The organism is Bacillus sp. FSL R5-0659 (assembly GCF_038008785.1).
In the GTDB taxonomy this organism is placed as follows: Bacteria; Bacillota; Bacilli; order Bacillales; family Bacillaceae; genus Bacillus; species Bacillus safensis.
In genome coordinates this window covers 1,122,022-1,140,972 of sequence record NZ_JBBOZU010000001.1, presented here as the reverse complement: position 1 = coordinate 1,140,972, position 18,951 = coordinate 1,122,022, and the positions used below count along the sequence as shown (strand labels likewise).

The 18,951-nt window shown below is 41.6% G+C and carries 20 protein-coding genes and 1 riboswitch; of the genes, 6 read left to right on the top strand and 14 right to left on the bottom strand.

The features are described from left to right. Positions 1 to 14: 14 nt before the first annotated feature. The 7 genes from NSQ72_RS05655 to NSQ72_RS05625 form a co-directional block, all read right to left on the bottom strand. The gene (locus tag NSQ72_RS05655) at positions 15 to 1,028 is read right to left on the bottom strand and encodes a thiazole biosynthesis adenylyltransferase ThiF (RefSeq protein WP_059374956.1); all 1,014 of its coding nucleotides are present in this window, start codon (positions 1,026 to 1,028) and stop codon (positions 15 to 17) included. After that, positions 1,025 to 1,792, bottom strand: coding sequence for a thiazole synthase (locus NSQ72_RS05650; RefSeq protein ID WP_039177841.1), 768 nt, complete (start codon positions 1,790 to 1,792; stop codon positions 1,025 to 1,027). Before NSQ72_RS05650 ends, NSQ72_RS05655 begins: the two co-directional genes overlap by 4 nt. A 4-nt stretch (positions 1,793 to 1,796) precedes the next feature. After that, complete coding sequence (gene thiS / locus NSQ72_RS05645) at positions 1,797 to 2,000, bottom strand: sulfur carrier protein ThiS (protein WP_039177840.1); 204 nt, start codon at positions 1,998 to 2,000, stop codon at positions 1,797 to 1,799. Next, positions 1,997 to 3,109, bottom strand: a complete 1,113-nt coding sequence (gene thiO, locus NSQ72_RS05640; RefSeq protein ID WP_341083524.1) for a glycine oxidase ThiO — start codon at positions 3,107 to 3,109, stop codon at positions 1,997 to 1,999. Before thiO ends, thiS begins: the two co-directional genes overlap by 4 nt. Beyond that, positions 3,093 to 3,710: a thiazole tautomerase TenI gene (gene tenI, locus NSQ72_RS05635; protein ID WP_341083522.1), complete on the bottom strand. Its 618-nt coding sequence runs from the start codon at positions 3,708 to 3,710 to the stop codon at positions 3,093 to 3,095. Before tenI ends, thiO begins: the two co-directional genes overlap by 17 nt. Beyond that, the gene (gene tenA / locus NSQ72_RS05630; protein WP_144464913.1) at positions 3,685 to 4,395 is read right to left on the bottom strand and encodes a thiaminase II; all 711 of its coding nucleotides are present in this window, start codon (positions 4,393 to 4,395) and stop codon (positions 3,685 to 3,687) included. Before tenA ends, tenI begins: the two co-directional genes overlap by 26 nt. Positions 4,396 to 4,473: 78 nt before the next feature. Then, positions 4,474 to 4,583, bottom strand: a riboswitch (TPP riboswitch). 59 nt (positions 4,584 to 4,642) lie between these two features. Continuing rightward, entirely contained in the window at positions 4,643 to 6,484 is a 1,842-nt protein-coding gene (locus NSQ72_RS05625; protein WP_058838853.1) for a monovalent cation:proton antiporter family protein, read from the bottom strand. A gap of 162 nt (positions 6,485 to 6,646) precedes the next feature. Here NSQ72_RS05625 and prpE point away from each other — a divergent pair, with 162 nt between their 5' ends. After that, on the top strand, positions 6,647 to 7,390 hold the full coding sequence (gene prpE, locus NSQ72_RS05620) for a bis(5'-nucleosyl)-tetraphosphatase PrpE (RefSeq protein WP_058838852.1): 744 nt from the start codon (positions 6,647 to 6,649) through the stop codon (positions 7,388 to 7,390). A gap of 37 nt (positions 7,391 to 7,427) precedes the next feature. On the opposite strand, the gene NSQ72_RS05615 is transcribed toward prpE, so the two are convergent. The 4 genes from NSQ72_RS05615 to NSQ72_RS05600 form a co-directional block, all read right to left on the bottom strand. Beyond that, entirely contained in the window at positions 7,428 to 8,324 is an 897-nt protein-coding gene (locus NSQ72_RS05615) for an RluA family pseudouridine synthase (protein ID WP_039183058.1), read from the bottom strand. Between the two features lie 17 nt (positions 8,325 to 8,341). Continuing rightward, on the bottom strand, positions 8,342 to 9,142 hold the full coding sequence (locus tag NSQ72_RS05610; protein WP_039177835.1) for an NAD kinase: 801 nt from the start codon (positions 9,140 to 9,142) through the stop codon (positions 8,342 to 8,344). Positions 9,143 to 9,205: 63 nt separating this feature from the next. Next, the gene (locus NSQ72_RS05605; protein ID WP_039177834.1) at positions 9,206 to 9,835 is read right to left on the bottom strand and encodes a GTP pyrophosphokinase; all 630 of its coding nucleotides are present in this window, start codon (positions 9,833 to 9,835) and stop codon (positions 9,206 to 9,208) included. Between the two features lie 33 nt (positions 9,836 to 9,868). After that, on the bottom strand, positions 9,869 to 10,234 hold the full coding sequence (locus NSQ72_RS05600; protein ID WP_024425029.1) for a UPF0738 family protein: 366 nt from the start codon (positions 10,232 to 10,234) through the stop codon (positions 9,869 to 9,871). A 236-nt stretch (positions 10,235 to 10,470) separates the two neighbouring features. On the opposite strand from NSQ72_RS05600, the gene NSQ72_RS05595 reads away from it, so the two are divergent. The 5 genes from NSQ72_RS05595 (at position 10,471) to NSQ72_RS05575 (ending at position 13,889) form a co-directional block, all read left to right on the top strand. Next, positions 10,471 to 11,049: a CYTH domain-containing protein gene (locus NSQ72_RS05595; protein WP_341083519.1), complete on the top strand. Its 579-nt coding sequence runs from the start codon at positions 10,471 to 10,473 to the stop codon at positions 11,047 to 11,049. 21 nt (positions 11,050 to 11,070) lie between these two features. Further along, complete coding sequence (locus tag NSQ72_RS05590) at positions 11,071 to 11,838, top strand: lytic transglycosylase domain-containing protein (protein ID WP_341083517.1); 768 nt, start codon at positions 11,071 to 11,073, stop codon at positions 11,836 to 11,838. Positions 11,839 to 12,112: 274 nt separating this feature from the next. Then, positions 12,113 to 12,511 carry a globin domain-containing protein gene (locus tag NSQ72_RS05585; protein ID WP_163115280.1) on the top strand — a complete coding sequence of 133 codons (399 nt, stop codon included), beginning with the start codon at positions 12,113 to 12,115 and terminating at the stop codon, positions 12,509 to 12,511. After that, positions 12,508 to 13,419, top strand: a complete 912-nt coding sequence (locus NSQ72_RS05580; protein WP_041089848.1) for a ClpXP adapter SpxH family protein — start codon at positions 12,508 to 12,510, stop codon at positions 13,417 to 13,419. The genes NSQ72_RS05585 and NSQ72_RS05580 overlap by 4 nt, the downstream gene beginning before the upstream one ends. Before the next feature lie 296 nt (positions 13,420 to 13,715). After that, on the top strand, positions 13,716 to 13,889 hold the full coding sequence (locus NSQ72_RS05575) for a hypothetical protein (RefSeq protein ID WP_039177829.1): 174 nt from the start codon (positions 13,716 to 13,718) through the stop codon (positions 13,887 to 13,889). A gap of 106 nt (positions 13,890 to 13,995) precedes the next feature. On the opposite strand, the gene pepF is transcribed toward NSQ72_RS05575, so the two are convergent. The 3 genes from pepF to cls all read right to left on the bottom strand — a co-directional run bounded on the left by pepF (position 13,996) and on the right by cls (position 18,880). After that, positions 13,996 to 15,822: an oligoendopeptidase F gene (gene pepF, locus NSQ72_RS05570; protein ID WP_282960901.1), complete on the bottom strand. Its 1,827-nt coding sequence runs from the start codon at positions 15,820 to 15,822 to the stop codon at positions 13,996 to 13,998. Positions 15,823 to 16,036: 214 nt separating this feature from the next. Further along, positions 16,037 to 17,197 (bottom strand): competence protein CoiA family protein, encoded by a 1,161-nt coding sequence (locus NSQ72_RS05565; protein WP_268465350.1) that lies wholly within the window; start codon positions 17,195 to 17,197, stop codon positions 16,037 to 16,039. Positions 17,198 to 17,359: 162 nt separating this feature from the next. After that, the gene (gene cls, locus NSQ72_RS05560) at positions 17,360 to 18,880 is read right to left on the bottom strand and encodes a cardiolipin synthase (RefSeq protein ID WP_144490913.1); all 1,521 of its coding nucleotides are present in this window, start codon (positions 18,878 to 18,880) and stop codon (positions 17,360 to 17,362) included. Positions 18,881 to 18,951: the final 71 nt, after the last annotated feature.

Sequence of the window (18,951 nt, the reverse complement as noted above, 5' to 3'; positions counted from 1 at the left end):
CTTCACACCTCTCATTAGCCAATCCATTGATGATAAATAGTTCTTGCTTTGGCAATATCATTGGTTCCATGAACAAGCGCTCTGCCATCTTTAAATAAGACAAGCTTAAATTCATCCTTTTGACATGAAAGCAAATATGGATTTTCAAGCACATCCATCCCTGCTTTCTTTAACCGAAGAGCTACTTCATGTAAAGGTGGCGGTGTTTCTGCTGCACTGCGGATTTGTACCGTATTACGGCCGCATAGTACATCTGCCTTCGCACTCTTCTCATATGAAAGAAATGGATACGTCTTAAGTCCACAGCTTGGACATTGCTGCTTCTTTAAAGACGCGACCGACCGAATGTCAGACCGTTCATTTTTCCATAAATCGAAGGATTTTAATATTGGCGTCACTTGATGTCCTGTTAAATATTTAAGTGCATCTGCCACTTGATATGCGGCCACCTGCTGCACAACTGGACTAATGATACCTGCTGTATCACATGTCATGCCTTGTGCAGGTAAATGTTCAAGCAGACAGTGTAAACACGGCGTCTCACCAGGAATCACAGTAAATTGAATACCATAACTGGCTACACAGGCCCCATAAAGGAACGGAATTTGATGTTTGACAGCAGCATCATTTGCAATCATTCTTACCTCAAAATTATCCGCTGCATCGACAATGATCGAAGCCCCGCTGACCAGTTCGTCAATATTGTGAGCAGTCACATCAATCACGATGCCTTTGACGTAAACGTCACTGTTTACTTGCTTGAGTCTTTTTTCAGCCGCCACAGCCTTTGGCAGCCGATCCTTCACGTCTTGCTCCGTGTAAAGCTGCTGGCGCTGAAGGTTGCTCCATTCAATATAATCTCGGTCCAAAATGGTGACAGATCCAACGCCGGCACGAACGAGCATTTCTGCACTAGCCGTTCCAAGTGCCCCCGCTCCAATAATGACCGCCTTTGAGTCATTTAGCCGCTTTTGTCCCTCTGTTCCAATTGGCTGAAAAAGCTCTTGGCGTGAATAACGAGTGCTCAAAATGACGGCATTCCTTCCTGTGGACTGCTCGCTGTCCCATAGTTTTTCAGGGGAATACGTCCTGCCTCATAGCCTAGTCTTCCTGATTCAATCGCCAGTTTCATTGCTTTTGCCATTTTCACAGGATCCTTTGCACCAGAGACAGCGGTATTTAGTAATACTGCGTCAGCTCCAAGCTCCATCGCATAAGCTGCATCCTTCGGAGAACCTACGCCAGCATCAATAATGACCGGCACCTTCGCCTGCTCGATAATAAATGAGAGATTCAGAGGATTTAGTAAGCCTTGGCCTGAACCAATCGGAGAAGCACCTGGCATGATGGCGTGGACACCGAGTTCTTCTAATTTTCTTGCGAGCACCACATCATCAGATGTATATGGCAGCACGATAAATCCTTCTTCGAGCAGCATTTCAGATGCTTTTAATGTTTCAACTGGATCTGGCAAAAGAGACCTTGAACAGCCAATGACTTCTACCTTGATCATGTCACACAGCCCAGAAGCCCTTGCTAAACGGGCAATACGCACTGCCTCTTCTGCTGTACTTGCACCAGCTGTATTCGGAAGCAGCGTATATCTTGATAAATCAAGCTGCTCTAGAAAATTAGGCTGAGATGCTTCGAATATGTTCATCCTTCTGACAGCAAAGGTTAAAATTTCGGCTTCCGATACGTTCACCGCTTCTTTTTGAACCTCAAATGATGGGTACTTCCCTGTTCCGAGTAATAGTCTTGATGTGAATGTTTTTCCGCCAATGTGCAGCATTGGATCATCCTCCTCCTACAAAATGAACGATTTCAATCGTGTCATTTGGTTGAATCACTACTTGTTGAAACGCTTCTTTATCAATGATTTCTTGGTTCTTTTCAACGATCACCACACGGTTTTCAAGCTGATAGGCTGATAGCAGATCATAGATCGTTCCATTCTCTTGATCGAAGTCAACGATTCTGCCATTCAATTGAATCTTCATACGAATAGTGCCTCCTTTCGTCCAATACGAAATGCGTGAAGCCATTCCTCTTTGACCGGTTTGTCTAATATGAGGTCACGAATGATTTCTCCAGTAATCGGCGCAAGTAAAATGCCATTCCTGTAATGCCCTGCAGCAAAAAGAATACGCTTGTCTTCTGGATGTCTTCCGATATAGGGATGCCGGTCGTTTGTCGCCGGACGAAGGCCTGCCCAGCACTCTTCAATCGGCATCTCTTTAATAGAAGGCATAAGCTGAGACGCCTTTTGAATCACAGCTTCCATGCCGCCAAGCGTTGGAACAGCCTGCCACTCGTTTGGCTTCATCGTTGCACCGATAACAAGCTTTCCACTATCTCGCTGAACGATATAACAATGATCATGATAAATGGTGTGTGCGAGCGCTGGACCGTTATTCCATACAGACACACATTCTCCTTTTACTGGATAAAGAGAATGAGATAATCCGAGCTCTTCAAAAAAACGGCCAGACCATACACCACTTGCAACTGTCAGGTCATCACATGTGAATGTGCCCTTCGTTGTTCTGACAGTTAACACTTCTTTCTCCCGCTTCACTTCGATCACAGGTGTACACTCTTTCACATCTGCTCCGTAGCGGACCGCTGCCTGCCACAAAGCCCTGCATACAGCGTAAGGCTCCACATGCACATCCTCTGCAATCAAACCTGCTCCCAGCATGTGATCTGTGACTTGAGGCATGCATTTTTTTACGCTGCTTGCATTAAGCCACTTAAATGTAGACAAATGCTGCATCCGGCAAAGGGCCTGCTTCTCTTCTTCAGTAAAGGCGACCTTCATGATGCCGCCTGCTGAAGTCCGAATATCAATGCCTGATTCATGCAAAAGATCGACCTTTAATTTTTCGTATAATGCCTGGCTTGCTCTGCCTGCCTGAAAGAAAATATCCTCATGCCCCTCTCCTTCAGCATGTGCCCCGAGCATCCCGGCAGCCGCACTTGTCGTTTGCTTCCCTATCTCATTCGCTTCAAATAAGACCACCTGTTTTCCTGCTTTTGCAAGGTGATAGGCGATTGACATCCCTATGATTCCACCACCAATGATTGCAACGTCATAATGCTTTTTCATAAGGATTCTCCTTTACCTTTTCAGAAAATGCTTGTACCATCATACGCGGCTGATGATGAGTAAATATCCCAGACATGACAGCGATTCCTTTCACATGAGCGTGTTTCAATTCTGGAACTCGTTCTGGGGTCATCCCGCCGATGGCCACCACTGGAATTGTTAGTGCAGAAGTCAGTTCTTTCACAAGCTGTACACCTCTTGCCTGGAGTCCTGGTTTACAAGAGGTGTCATATACGTGCCCAAACATGACATACTCCGCTCCATTTTTCTCTGCTGCTTTCGCTTCTTCTATCGAATGGACAGACACCCCTGCATGAAGGTGAGGGAATTTTCTTCGCAGCTCCTTCGGCGAAAAGCTATGGCCCGGAAGATGCACCCTGTGAATATTGGTTAGCAGCGCCACGTCTACTCGGTCATTGATCACGAGCTTTTCTTTCGGCACACCTTCTAAAAGGAGATTCTTCACGAGATCAACAAGCTCACTTGCTGTTTTAGACCGTTCCCGAATATGAATAAAATCCACTTCAGACGCAATGGCTTTTATTTGTTTGATCAGTTCACCCGCAGGAAGCGAATCATTTGTCACTGCGTGGAGTTCCATTTGCACCAACCCCATCTAAGCATGCTGTTTGCCACAATTCTTTTTGATACGCCATCTCCCAAAAGTGATATTCGTAGTAGCTTGAAATCACAAAATTTTCTTTCATATTGGCGCGTACATGTTCTGGTGCTATTTCTGCTAGTTCATCAAAGCGGTTCACCTGTTCGAAAACGAGTTCCTTAAACCAATCGCCTCCATATGTCAAAATCCATTCTTGGTAAATTGGATGGTCAGGTGTTGTTTGTTTTAGCTTTTCACCTACCTCATAATAGAGCCAGTAACACGGTAATAACGCGGCTAAAATCTCTTCAAACCGTCCGCTTTTTACAGATCGATACATATGAGAGGTATACGCATAAGCAGTCGGGGAAGGCTTAAAGTTCTCAATGGCTTCATCAGAAATTTGCAGAAGCTCTGTAAATTTCCTATGCAGCGACAGCTCTGCTTCGTACGTGCCCTGGGCATGATACGCCATTCTGCCCGTCGTATGTAAGTCCTCACTAATCGCCGCTCCATATGCCTGCACCTTTGCAAAATGAGTTAAATAATACGAATCCTGCATCACGTAATAGGTGAAACGATCGAGTGAAAGTGTGCCATCCCCAATCCCTTTGACAAAAGGATGCGTAAAGCTTCCATTCCACCATGTTGCTGCAGCCTCTTTACATTCTGTTGAAAACGTCATGTTCCTCTCCTCCTGTTTTTCCATATAAAAAAGCCACTTTCCGCGTGGAAAGTGGCTTGGAATTTGTAAAAAGCATAGTCAAAAACCGCACCACTTCCCTACGCAGGTATGAACCTGTTCAGGTAATGAGGGTCTAAAAGTCGACACTTTTATCTCAGCCCTTTTAAAGGACTCCCCTAGTGGATCAAATATATGATGTTGTACCTCTATCTTAATCAGGAATTGTTCATTGGTCAAGGGTTCATTGTCATTCTAATTGGGCTCTTAGTCCTGCTACATACTCCCGGGAGCCCGATACAAGCACACGGTCGCCGCTTCTAAGTGTCGTATCTCCATGCGGTACTAAGCTGTCTACCCCTCTGAAAATGCGGACAAATACCAAATCACCGGTGAAAGGAAATTCTCTCAGCATGACATTATGATAACGATGATTGTTCATTTGAATTTGATACAAAGAAGAATCCTCATTTGTTAACAAACGAATCGCATCAGGTGCTTCAATCAAAGCTCTTAGCACCGTTTTAGATGAAAGGAAAGTAGAAAACGTATCAATGCCCGCTTCCTTCAATGTCAGCTCTGCCTCAGCTTTGTTGACACTTGCAATGACTTGTTTTGCTCCTTCTTCTTTTGCAAATAAAGCAATTTCCTTATTTTTTGTCTCACTGCCTGTTGCGACGACAAGGACATCTTCTTGGCCGACGCCTGCCTTTCTCAGCGTCTCATCGTCGTATTGTTCAATTGATTCGACTTCAAAGATAGAGTCTGCCAGCAGCGCTTCCTTATTTTCTTGAAACACATGCAAAATCCGAATGTCATATTCATCCTGATGCAAATCAAGTGTGACGGGTAAGGTCAGCTGATTTGCACCAATAAAGGTCACACGCTTCTTATGGCTCGCCGCTTGTTCTTTTTTAAAGAGCGCTTTAAACCAAACAGGTGTTAAAATACTCGTTAGCACAGCAACTAAAATCAGCGCTCCAGACATTTTATGATCAATGACACCGAGCCGCTCACCAATCGTCGCAGCTGCAATGACGAGAGATAATGTTGAAGTTAATAAAAAGCCTGAGCCGATGACCTTATTCATGTCATACCATTTTTTCAAATAAAGAATTGGGATGAGCTTACTTATAAGCAACGCAATAAACAGCAGCGGAATCATGATCATGATGGTTGGATCCTTAAACAGTGCCCATATATTCAGATCCACTCCGACCATCACAAAAAAGATCGGGATTAAAAATCCGTAGCCAAATGAGTCCAGCTGCTGAACGAGCTCTTTATTTGGCGAAAGAAGGGACACAAGTACGCCAGCTAAAAACGCCCCAAGAATATTTTCAGCCCCGAGTGATTCAGATAAGGCAACTAAGACTATAATGAGAGTAAAGATTGCCCTTGTCCCAATTTGCACAGTTCCTTTTGACATCGACTGAAAAATTGACTTTGTTTTAAATACGCGGCCAAATAAATAAAGAAGAATGCCTGCAGCAAATAATAAGAGCAGAAGCCACATGTTCCCTGTTCCATCTCCATAAATGGAGGAAAACACAGCAAGTAAAATCATCGTGACCAAATCAGCAATGACAGCTACAAGCAGAATGATTTGACCGATATTCGTCTGCATCAACTTTTCCTCTTTTAAGGTTGGCACCACTACGCCTAATGAGATGGTAGAGATAATGAGCGTCATTAAAAAGGCATTTTGGATAAACCCTGCGAGTACAAACGCATAGGACAGGATAAAAGAAATACAAAATACCCCAAGAAAAATAATGGTGGCCGCTTTAAATGTATTTGGTTCTTTTAAACCATTTGGAAGTTCTCGTGCTTTCTTCTTTGACTCAAAAGAAGAAAAATCTATTTCAAGTCCACTTAAAAACATCAGAAAAATAAAACCGAGCATGGATAATGTATCTAACCACGCATCATGTTCGACAACCAGTTGAAGACCGCTTTTCCCAATGATGAGCCCCATAATGATTTCAGCTACAACGACCGGAATGGTCAGCTTAAATCGGTGCAATAAAATAGGGGTGAAAAAGGCGACAATAATAACGACAACGAGTGATGAAACAGATGTATGCTCCATTGGCTAAAGCCTCCTAACATTCATGTTTAATTTTATAAGTCTTACGTTAAAGGATTGATTCTAACAATTGCCTAAATGAAATGAAAGCCATTCGTTATATTTTCTAAAATTCAAACTTCTTTATATCCGACGAATGGATGAAAAAAATCAGGAGGAAACCTTATGAAATTCGATATCATTGGCGATATCCACGGCTGCTACGAAGAGCTGCTTACCCTCATACACAAACTAGGATACGAACTCAAACATGGATTACCCGTCCATCCTGATAAGAGAACGCTGGCCCTTGTTGGTGATTTAACAGACCGAGGGCCTCAGTCAGTAGACGTCATGCGATTTGTCATTCATGCCTATTCACACGGCGCAATCCGCTATGTACCTGGCAACCATTGCTTTAAGCTTTATCGCTATTTAAAAGGAAATCCCGTCAAATTGCTTCATGGCATCGAAACGACAGTGAACGAAATAAAAAAACTGCCAACTCATGAACAAAACAAATTGTCACATGAATTTAAGCAGTTATTCGAGAAGGCTCCACTTTATGATGTACTCATTCCTGATGAGCTGATCATTGCACACGCAGCGATGAAGGAAAAGGATATTGGAAAAAAGCCGAATAAACAGATGCGGTCCTATTTATTATTTGGTGCCGTCACAGGAGAAACATGGCCAGATGGACGGCCTGTTCGCAAGGACTGGGCAAAGGAATATCACGGAAAACCGTGGATTGTGTACGGCCATACACCTGTGAAAGAGCCTCGATTCGTTGGCAGAACCGTCAATATTGATACAGGCTGCGTATTTGGCAACAAACTGTCTGCCCTCACATACCCTGAGCTTAAAACGGTCTCCGTTCCCTCATCTATGCCTTATGACGATTCAAGATTTCAGCATTTCACATTATAAAAAAACCCGGCCCTGCGATGCAGGTGACCGGGTTTCTCTAATTAAAAAGCAAGGATTTCATATCATCAGGAAGCGGAGCTGAAAATGTCATTTGCTCACCTGTCATCGGATGAGGAAACACAAGGGTTTCACTATGCAGTGCCTGCCTGTCTATCCGCTCGGCCCTTCCGCCATACAGCGTATCTCCGATGAGCGGATGCCCAAGAAATTGCATATGCACACGAATTTGATGTGTTCTCCCGGTTTCAAGCGAGAGAGACACATCCGACATATTTAACTCAGCGATTACTGCTCGCACGGTATAATGCGTCACTGCCTCCTGCCCAGTATCATCAACCATCCGCTCGATGATACTATCCCCTTTTCGGGCAATTTTTGCAGCGATGGTTCCATGTTTTTCTGTGATCATGCCATGTGTAAACGCTCTGTATGTTCGCTTAACCGCTCCACTCTTTTGTGCCTTAGATAAAAGGCTATGGGCAAAACGATGCTTCGCCACAAGCATAACGCCAGATGTATCACGATCAAGACGGTTCACTAAATGAACCGTATGCCGAACAGACTGCTTGGCATAATGGTGCAGTAATCCATTCGCAATACTGTGCTCGGGGTGCTCCCGAGAAGGGATCGAAGGAATATACGGCCTTTTATTCAGCACAAGGACATGCTCGTCCTCAAATATAATATCAAGCGGAATCGGTGCAGGCTTCAGCCCTTCACTCACTTTTTCCTCGGGAAATAAAATGGTGAGCCTGTCCCCTTCATGCAGCTCATATCTCACGGTAACATGCTCTCCATTAATGAGGAGGTCACCGCCATCAAACTTAATATCCGTCAGCATTCTTTTCGAAATACCAAGATCAATTAAATATTCCTTTAAAAACAGCCCTTCTTCTTTGGCTGTCATGGTTTTGTTTAACGTAAAGTATTCCAGCGAGAACAACCTCTTTCTTATTCTCCTTTTCCGATAAAGGAATCTTGCACCCTTTTCCAAAACGGAAACGGTCTAAATCTAGCAAAACGGACATTCTCATCTGCCACCCGGCATTGAATGGATTTGACGTCTTTATGAAGCAGCGTCAAATGATCAATCGTCACCTGAAAATCGACATCATTCCTCGGCTTAATCACACAAGTATGGTGGTCAGGCAAAATAAGCGGTGAACCGACCGTCCGAAACACTCTGTTGTTGATTGAAGCCATTTCTGCCAGCTGAATGGCTCTAATGGAAGGATGAATAATGGCGCCTCCAAGTGCCTTATTATAGGCCGTACTGCCTGATGGAGTAGACAAACAAAGGCCGTCACCTCTGAATGTTTCAAACAGCTGGCCTCTGATTTCAACATCTGCCACAAGTGTCCCTTCCATGCTTTTAATCGTACATTCATTCATTGCTAAATATTTCTCTTCTCTGCCGCCGTCGTTGTATCTGACAATGACCTCTAAGATCGGATATTCCACAATATGATAAGGCGTTTTCGCAATGGCTAAGACGAGTTTTTCAATCTCACTCGGCACCCAGTCAGCATAGAAGCCAAGATGACCTGTATGAACACCGACAAAGGCTGTTTCATTCAGACGGTTGCTGTAGCGGTGAAAGGCATAAAGAAGGGTGCCGTCTCCACCAACCGTAATGACAAGATCCGGTTCCTCTTCATTTAGTTCCATGCCAAAATCCAATAAGTAGGTCTGAATTTTACTTTTGAGCGTGTCAGATACAGAATTCCCTTTTGAAGAAACTGCAAATTTCATGAATTCTTCTCCTTTTTCACCTTGCTGCTATGAGAGGGCAGCATCATATTTGATCAAACTGGCTCAGCTGTCGTTTTTCTTTTTCCGGGAAAATGCCACTTGTGCTTCTTGAATTTCCCCTCTAATTTCGGACATTTCTTCATCGAGACGAGATGCTGCCTCAGATGCTCTTTGAAGGCGCAGCTTGACCTTCTCCGGGATATTCCCGCTATATTTATAATTCAGAGAATGCTCAATGGTCGCCCAAAAGTTCATCGCAAGCGTACGAATTTGGATTTCGACAAGGAGCTGCTTCTCTCCGTTGATCGTTTGCAGCGGATATAACACAACAAGGTGGTAAGAGCGGTATCCGCTTTCTTTATGTTCTGCAATATAGTCGCGTTTATCTACAACCACAAAATCTTTACGTGACTGGAGCATTTTTTTCACGACTTGTATATCTTCTACAAACTGGCACATAATGCGAAGCCCAGCAATATCCTGCATCGTTTCAATCTCATGCATCGGGATGTTTTTACGCTTTGCCTTTTCTAATATGCTGGCAACGGGTTTCACTCGGCCTGTGACAAATTCTACTGGTGAATGGTCATCCTCGAATTCATACAGCTTTCGAATGCCTTTTAGTTTCACTTTTAATTCTTCGACTGCTTGTTTATACGGTGCGAGGAATTGATCCCATTGTTTTTTGTCCATGAAACTTCCCCCAATTCCATATACCTAATTATTTCAGAGGAATGTGCTTTTCACTTTCTCTTCCATATCTCCGTAATTGGCATTGTCTTTAATATTGTCGATTAAATAATGTAATTCCTGTTGAAGCTGAATGAGTTCCAGCGAATATTCATCCGATGCCAAATAGACAGGGATGTCACGATTCATTGCTTCTTTTAATGGAGCCCATGTATGTTCCCCTAAAATAAGATACGAAAAGGACTCCTCGGTTTCAAGTATGTAAACGAACGCAAAGTGATCAGAATCAACAAGCATTTGTCCTGATGCTTTTGCTTTTTGGATTTGCTCTTCTGACTGGATTGTCAAAATCAGCCTGTCTTCTTTTAAAGTTGCTTCTGTGATTTCAATTCTGTTTTGCATCATGATCTCCTTTACAACAAAGTACAGCTTTATTTTATCATATCAAGTTCAATATTGATAAACCGAACTTTTGGAGAAAATCCTGTTTTTCTCTTTTAAATGATCCTTTCACACGATTCTTCATTCATTTTGGTCCACACCTAAAGAAAATAAAGAGAAAAAAACAGTCTTTTACATGGTGAACACACTTCATGTACAATAATCATATTTCCTCTAAATGAAAGGTTGATGTCAAAATGGCACAGGAAATTGAAATAGAACTAAAACAATTATTAATGAAAGAAGAATTTGAACAGCTGAAACTGCATTTTCAATTGAAGGATGCGGATTTCCACACGCAAACCAACTATTATTTTGATACACCTCAATTTGATATAAAATCTCAATTGGCTGCATTAAGAATGAGAGAAAAAAACGGTCAATGGGTGCTCACATTAAAGGAACCGCACGAGATAGGCTTGCTTGAAACCCACCAAACGATCGCTCCCCCATCACAACTTAACGATTTTGAGCTGCCAGAAGGTGAAGTTGCGGACAGATTAGACCACCTGAACATTCAAAAGGATCAAATTGTGTACTTTGGTTCACTTGAAACGTCAAGAGCAGAAAAAATGATCCAAGAAGGCTTAATTGTTTTGGATCACAGCCGATATTTAACAGTAGAGGACTATGAACTTGAATTTGAAGTGAGCGACCTGGAAATCGGACAAGCCGCTTTCTCCGCATTGCTCCGCAAATTTCATATCCCAGTACGAAACACGAAAAACAAAGTCGTTCGTTTTTATGAAGAAAAAATGAAAACACAGAATAGATGAATTCCTTGAAGGAGGAACATGATGAACGTTAATCAACTTCAATCCTTTATGCAGCTTCAAGCGCTTAAAACGTTACAAACAGATCCAGCACAAACGCAAATGTCTGCGGGTCAAGAATCGAATGCCCAAGCTTCATTTCAGTCGCTGCTGCAAGATTTTTTAGGCGGATCAGAATTATCACGTCTCCCGCTATCCATTTCTGCTTTTATGGGCACGGACCCATCAACGGCTCCGAACACGCAATATGCGCGTACAAACCCATATTTATCTGCGATTGCCGGCAGTGATCGGCTTGAGGCTCAATCTTTGTATGCAAATGACAATCAATTAAATACAGCGAATGGCATTGGAAATGTCTTAAACAACAGCTACACACCGCCGCTTCAAAAAGCTGTCTCCAGCGGCTCATCATCAAAAGAGATTAATCAAATCGTGTCACAAATGGCTCAAAAGCATGGGGTTCCCGAAAAGCTGATTCACGCAGTCATTAAGCAGGAATCCGGCTATCGCACGAATGCTGTCAGCCATGCAGGTGCGCTTGGTCTCATGCAGCTCATGCCATCTACAGCTAAATCACTTGGCGTCAACAATGCCTTTGATGCTGCACAAAACATTGAAGGCGGTACGAAGTATATAAAACAAATGCTTCAGAAATATAACGGAAATATCTCACTCGCCTTAGCTGCCTATAATGCAGGTTCAGGAAATGTAGATAAATACGGGGGCATTCCTCCATTTAAAGAAACACAAAATTATGTAAAGAAAATCACAGCTCAATATTTCGCTTAAACCGAAGAGAATAACCTCTTCGGTTTTTTGTATGTCGCTTTTCCCCCTTTTTTGACTGAATGTGTTATGATATGGTCAATTGATCACGGAACCAACCCACTCTTTATTTCGAGCAGACCAAAGCTGTTTGTTTGTGGAATTGAGATGAGGTTGTTAAAATAAGTACAAGAATAGAAACAATAAAATAGAACAAACTGAATATCACTTTTGAAATAAATGAAATGCGCAATAGGGTGAGTCATCCTATTAACTACGAGTAAAAGGAGTAGTCAACATGGTACAATCGTTTAACGCACCTTACGAAGCGGTTGGAGAGGAACTTCTATCGCAACTTGTTGATACTTTTTATGAAAATGTAAAGTGTCATCCTTTGCTTCATCCTATTTTTCCGGATGACTTAAAAGAAACAGCAAGAAAACAAAAACAGTTTTTAACGCAATATTTAGGCGGACCACCGCTTTATACAGAGGAGCATGGCCACCCAATGCTGCGGGCGAGACATCTCCCTTTTCCGATTACTGAGGAGCGGGCGGACGCATGGCTTGAATGCATGGAGGATGCAATGAATCAAGTAGGACTAACCGGCGATATTCGTGACTTTTTATTTGAACGGCTTTCTCTGACGGCTCGTCATATGGTCAACCAAACACCTGAAAAGGATGGACGATCTTGAGCTGCAATTCGCACGATCAATATTTCTCACACTGTCACGGACATCCTCAAAAGCCGATTGAAATCTATGTATTCATTGATCCTCTAAGCCCAGACTGCTGGTTATTAGAGCCATCCATTAAAAAATTAAAAATGAAATATGGCCGTTTTTTCACTTTACGAACGGTAACAAGTTCTAGTATTAATGCATTGAATCGGAAAAGAAAGAAACATTTACTGACTGAAGCATGGGGGAAATTTGCCACTAAAACGCAGACCAAAAAAGAACAAATGCTGTCTGAACAAATTGTGACATCACCCTACCTCGCCTCACTCGCATTAAAAGCAGCGGAGCTTCAAGGAAGAAAATGCGGAATGAAATTTTTGCGTCTCATTCAAGAATCGCTTTTTTGCCATCAGCAAGATGTCACAAGTGAGCAGGTGCTGATAGAAAATGCAAAAAGTGCTGGTCTGGACATCGAGGAATTCCAGCGCGACATTCATTCTCAAAGTGCGGTGAAAGCACTGCAATGTGATATGAAAATTGCAGCTGAAATGGACGTATCTGAGCTTCCGACCTTCGCCTTTTTTAATACCGTAAATGGAGATGAAGGATTAAAAATTTCAGGTGCCTACTCTTATGATATATACGAGGAAATTCTTTTTGAAATGATTGGTGAAAAACCAACACCATCTGAACGGCCTCCAATTGAATGGTTTATTGCATACTTTCAATTTGCATCCGCAAAAGAGATAGCCGTTGTTTATGACCTGACGCTTGAAGAAGTTGAACGAGAAATGAAGAAGCTAGCTTTCGCTCAAAAGGTAGAACGTGTACAAGTGCAGCAAGAAATGTTTTGGCGCTATAAAGAGAATGACCACCATACAGATCTTGATGTATATCGCTGTGAAAATGAACATGGGTGCTGACCCATGTTTTTTCTTTAATTCAAAAAGGAACATTTGTTCTATTTATAGACACGAAGAAACCGCGCCGGGATAAGCGCGGTTTCACTATGTCTTAACGACAACAAAGGGGATGGGAGAAATTTTTCACGGTCAAACAAAGGGGTAATGTTTGTATGTGATTAATTTCACATCTGTAGTATATCAAATTTTGTCGACTTATGACAACAGATATACTATATGTTCATATTTTTGTCACAAAACATAAGAGGGTTGTCACTTTCATATAGTAAAAGTAACAAAAAAATGGGGGGATCTGCATGCGCAGCACAACTATTGGACTTGTTGCCATTGGCTTATGTTTCTTTTTAAATATATTAGGCTTAATGAAAATGCTTCCTCTTTATTTGACGTCTCCACTCTTATTTGCTGCGATTCTTTTTACGCTTTATCGAATGAATCACCGTAAGACCTTTAGAGGTTTTAAAGGTTGATCATTAAAAAGGATTGGCCTCTACATCTGAAGAGGTCTTTTTTATGAGAAAAAAACTCCTGTCAAAAGATGAGCTGGCACTCACACGTCTGACAGAAGTCTTTTCATTACTCACCTGTTTTGGAGATGAGCTCTTCCATTTCTTTTAGTTTTTCTTCAAACAATTGGCATGCTGCTTCAATTGGTTCTTTAGAAGCCATATCAACACCAGCTTTTTTCAGCACATTGATTGGATAATCAGAGCTTCCTGCTTTAAGGAAATCTGTATAGCGCTCTACCGCTGGTTTTCCTTCTTGTAAGATTTGCTTGCTTAATGCCTGCGCCGCACTATAGCCTGTCGCGTATTGATACACATAATAGTTGTAATAGAAATGAGGAATTCTCGTCCACTCTAATCCAATTTCCTTATCAACCACCATGCCGTCACCAAAATACTTCTTGTTCAGGTCATAATAAAGGTTCGTCATAAATTCTGGCGTTAAAGCCTCTCCTTCTTGTGCTTTCACATGAATAAGATGCTCAAACTCAGCAAACATCGTTTGTCTGAATACTGTTCCTCTAAATCCTTCTAACAAGTGGTTTAATACATACAAGCGCTGTTTTTTATCGTCTAAATGATTAAGCAGGTATTCGCCTAGTAACGCTTCATTTGTAGTGGAAGCCACTTCAGCTACAAAGATACTATAGTTTCCATACGGATATGGCTGGTGTTTTCTCGTGTAGTAGCTGTGTACAGAGTGCCCAAATTCATGAGCCAGCGTAAACAAATTATCAATGTTATTCTGCCAGTTCATGAGGATATATGGATTTGTACCATAGCTTCCTGATGAATAAGCACCGCTTCGTTTCCCTTTATTCTCATAAACGTCTACCCAGCGATTTTCGAGTCCTTCTTTTAACACGGACACATATTCTTCTCCTAATGGCGCTAACCCTTTCAGCATATAATCCTTTGCTTCATCGTAGGTGAGCTTCATGCCAGCATCTTTCACAAGTGGTGTATACAAGTCGTAATTGTGCACTTCATCAAGCTTTAATACCTTTTTGCGTAATTCAATATAGCGGTGTAACAACGGTAAATATTGATGAACTGTATCAATTAGATTGTCATACACTTCTTCTGGGATGCTGTTTCGTGATAGTGCTGCTTCTCTTGCCGATTTGTAATTTCGTACTTTTGCATAAAAATTATCCTTTTTAATTGAACCGCTTAGTGTAGAAGCAAGTGTGTTCTTATACTGATCATACGTTTTATACACAGCTTTAAAGGCATTCTTTCTCACTTCACGATCATCACTATTCAAAAATGTGATAAAGTTGCCGTGGGTAATTTTCTTTTCCTCCCCATTCTCATCCTTTACAGAAGGGAACGAAATATCGGCGTTGTTAAACATACTAAAAGTAGTAGATGCAGATGAAAGTGGTTCAGAGGCCTCAGCTAATAAAGCTTCTTGTTCCTCACTTAAAATATGTGGACGCTCTTTATTAATTTCTTCGAGAGCATGAGAATACAGTTTTAATTCTTCTTTTTCCAGAATAAATTGCTGCAATTTATCTTCTTGAATTGATAAAATCTCTGGAACAATATAAGCAGATGTACTAGACAGCTGTGTAAATAGATTCGAGGCTTTATCATTTAACGCCTGAAAGGATGAGTTCGTTGTATCTTCATCGTATTTCATGTGCGCATATGTATAAAGCTTGCCAAGCTTTTCAGAAAGTTGATCCTGAAAGGTTAGGGCTTCATACAGGACATCAGCAGAATGGGCCAGCTTGCCTTTAAATTGTGCCAGCTTCGGAATTTCTTTTTTGACCGCTTCGAATTCCTTGTTCCATGCATCGACGCTTTCAAAAATATCTTCAAGGCGCCATTTGTTTTCTTCTTTTACTTCGCTTCTGTCTGGTAGATGATTGTTTTTGTTTTGTGAAGTCATATGAATCCCCCTTGCATGAGTTGTGTTGAACCAACCTTTCGGAAAGTGAAAGAAATTGGTGTTGTATTTATCTTCTTTGTTTTGAACTATATTTGTCAAATCATATGCAGAAATAAATACCAAACAGACTAAAAAAATGAGAAAAAAGCGTTTCTTTCGATTCAATAGCAGCACCACCTTTTTCTTATCATGATCAAAGTGGTCATGAAACATGCTAATGAAATAAGAAAGCATCTCGTTTTAGCACTTCATCAAGTGTTTGTATTGGCATTTGATTCGACGATACTTCATAATTACCCTCTTTCGTCATATGTAAAAACCCTTGTCTTACAAGCGCCTTTACATATGCAGTGACCACCCCTTTTATTTCTTCTCTTGACACATCACTATATCGGAGTTTCACTTCTTTCATCTGCACACACCGGTTGATTTCTTTCATGAGCTGTTGAATCGTTACTCGCCTGCTTCCCTTTTTCCTCATCATCCAATCATAGAGGCAACCTTGCCAAACATATACGGGACTTGTAAAGATATACGCTTCTTGCACCGGGATAAATAATGCAGTCGGCAAAAAAGGGAATGCCGTTTGATGATGCTCATAAAAAACATCTCTCAAACGTTTGCTTTCATTTGATAAAATGCGAGGAGGACGCTGCCTAAATTGCTGTATACATTTAAGCCATTGTTGGTTTACTTGACACTTGCTTGAGGGCGGAGATAGGAGTGCAGGAATTTTGCTGTATGCGGAAGGTGGTCTGACAGTCATTGCCGCACATATTTTCGTTGGTTGAAACACGAGAAATTGATCAAGATGGATGAACTTATTTTGAAGCGGGCAGAAAAAAATCAACCGCCTTTTCTCTGATTCCCTTAAAATTCCCCAATGAATGGAGGAGAAAGAAAAAAGCTGGGCAGATTTTCGTTTCAAACGATTTGCCCCTATCATCCATATTGGAAAGAGACCTGCTTCACGGAGACCTGCTGTTCTTCTGCGCAGCTCCTGCCGGGAAATATTAGCACATTGAAATTCGATTGCATAGGTTTCATTTCCTATAGAGACGGTCACATCAGGACGCTGATGAACCTTTGACAAATACTTTTCCAGCGCAGGTTTATGTCCAAGCCGCTTCAGCCAATTCATAATGGCTTCCTTTCCCGCCTGATGATAAGCCGTTTCGCCTGAGGCTAACGAACATGCTGTCAGCTGTTTATGCGCAAAATGATAGACACGATGCTCCCCTAGCTTTAATTGCACCTCCTCCCTACATTCAGGACAATAAAATTTGCACGTCGTTCTTACATGCTCCAGCCGGCTTTTCGATAGATGATGTGTAATTCGGATAAGCTTACCGTTATCCATCATTGCTGCATTCATTCAGTTCGCCCCTCGCTCTTTGATGCCCGTATTATAGCTTGTTCGTCTATAAGAAAGCGAAAAGGGAAAATGAATTTTTACCGTGTCAAAAAATGATTTTACCGATCATAACTTCCGTAAAATAAAAAATCCCCCTTATAGAAAAGAGGGAAAATACAATCTTTATAAAAGTGGTGATAATAATCTTGCAGTTGATTCAAACAGTCTGACCCTCAAAGGTCTCTTTGCGAACTCTTCTGACACAATTTCATGTGACTGCTCTAAATCACCTAAGAAATCGTTGACAAGCTTCTCTGTGCTTTTCGTTTTATAGAGGAAGGCATTCACTTCAAAGTTCAAATGAAAGCTTCTCATATCCATGTTTGCCGTTCCAATTGAAGCCAGTTCATTATCCACAATAATAAATTTACTATGCATAAAGCCTTGATCATACTCGTACACCTTCGCCCCTGCATCAAGAAGCTCTGGGAAGTATGAACGAGACGCATGGAACACAATCCGTTTATCTGGATTCTTTGGAGCAATAATCCGGACATCTACTCCGCTCAATGCGGCAATTTTCAATGCGGACAAAATATCATCATCCGGGACAAAATACGGTGAAGCGATCCAGATGGACTTTTTAGCGGAGATGATCATAGAGAAAAAGAGATTTTTAATGACCTCCCACTGCTTGTCAGGCCCGCCAGCAATCATTTGTACGCCTTCTGTTGTACTCTCAAGGTGACTGAAATCTTTGAAATAGTCCACACCTGAGCATCTTTCATTCGTCATATAATACCAATCCTGCATGAAAATCTGCTGGAGGTCACGAACAGCTTCGCCCTTAATCATCAGATGTGTATCACGCCAGAATCCATATTGTCTACTTCTGCCCATGTATTCGTCTCCGATATTAAGCCCGCCGACAAACCCCACTTCTCCATCAATAACAACAATTTTTCTATGATTTCGGAAGTTAATTTTATTATTTAAAAGAGGGAGCCTTACTGGTAAAAATGGAACGATCTGAACGCCAGCCTTTTCTAGGTCAGCAATATATTGACGAGAAAGCTTTAAGCTCCCTACATCGTCATATAAAAAGCGGACAATTACGCCATTTTTCGCTTTTTCAATTAGAATGTCCTTTAATTCTTGGCCAAGGTCATCGTGGCGGAGAATGTAATATTCTAAATGAATGTGATGTGTTGCTTTTTTGATCTCTTCAAAAATATGAGAGAATGTCTCTTCACCATTGGTTAAGACTTTAGAGGACGTGCGATATGTAATAGGAGTATGTCCAAGTCTGTGGGCCAGCTTAAATAAGAGCTGCTGATGATCACCCATATGCGTCATTTTTTCAATTGCTTCTCTATGAATACGTTCATCTTCCTGGATTAACTGCTCATCCAATACCGCTTTCTTTTCAAACAGCCGGCGCTTTTTGATATTGCGTCCAAAGAAAATGTAGAACAAAAAGCCGAATAACGGAAAGCTGCCCAGCAGGACAAGCCATGTAATCGTGTGAGACGGATTCCGGTTCTCCAAGAAAATAACAAATCCGATGAAAATAATCGATAAAGTAAATAGAACACTGACTGAACTTAATACACTTACCGCTAAATCACCGGCAATCAATTGGACGATTAAATAAGCACCTATCGTAATGATTAGAAAAAATAGAACTTTGACTAAATTTCTCATTTCATTTTCTCCTTGCCGATCTCTTTATTTACCTATTCATTCAGATAAAAAAGCCGATTCCTCTATAGAAA